The following is a 920-nucleotide window of genomic DNA, read 5'->3' as shown; positions in this document are numbered from 1 at the left end:
TAATCGCGGATCAGCATGTCGCGGTGAATACGTTCCCGGGTCTTGTACACACCGCCCGTCACACCATGGGAGTGGGTTTTACCAGAAGTAGTTAGCCTAACCGTAAGGAGGGCGATTACCACGGTAGGATTCATGACTGGGGTGAAGTCGTAACAAGGTAGCCGTATCGGAAGGTGCGGCTGGATCACCTCCTTTCAGAGCTTACGTGCTCGTGTTAAGCGTCCACTCTTATCGGTTGTTTTTTGTAGCTGGCGTCAATTGTTTGGCGCAGCGTAGAAGCTAACTCATAGCACTGCTTGCAGTGCTATGAGTTGGGTTTTACTCAACAGCTATATTTGTTCTTTAACAATCTGGAAGAAGCACAACGAAAATGTGTTCATCAAGTAATCAGCGTTGCTGATGAAGATGGGCACGGGTTGTGATTGCATTATTTTTGTTCCAAGTTCTCAAGACTGAGGTGCGAGCCTCAGACTGCTTTGAAACTTATGAACGGCACAAACGCTAATACTCAGGTCCTATAGCCTACAGCGTTATAGGATCAAGCGACTAAGTGCATATGGTGGATGCCTTGGCGATCACAGGCGATGAAGGACGTAGTAGCCTGCGAAAAGCTGCGGGGAGCTGGCAAACAAGCTTTGATCCGCAGATATCCGAATGGGGAAACCCACTGCAGCAATGCAGTATCCCTAGCTGAATACATAGGCTAGTGGAAGCGAACCGGGTGAACTGAAACATCTCAGTAGCTCGAGGAAAAGAAATCAACCGAGATTCCGAAAGTAGTGGCGAGCGAAATCGGATGAGCCTTTACGTTTTAGCGCGCAGGATAGTCGAACGGAATGGAAAGTCCGGCCGTAGCAGGTGATAGCCCTGTAGACGAAATTCTGTGTGTGGAACTAAGCGTAAGACAAGTAGGGCGGGAC

General features: G+C 49.0%; 2 rRNA genes. Both read left to right on the top strand.

The features are described 5' to 3' along the window. Positions 1-195 (top strand): 16S ribosomal RNA (locus AC6LJW_RS29435); the annotation flags it as partial. A 341-nt stretch (positions 196-536) separates the two neighbouring features. Then, positions 537-920 (top strand): 23S ribosomal RNA (locus AC6LJW_RS29430); the annotation flags it as partial.

The organism is Achromobacter sp. 1012554356 (assembly GCF_059760815.1).
The sequence above is the reverse complement of the archived record's forward strand: the minus strand, read 5'-3'. Positions and strand labels throughout refer to the sequence as shown.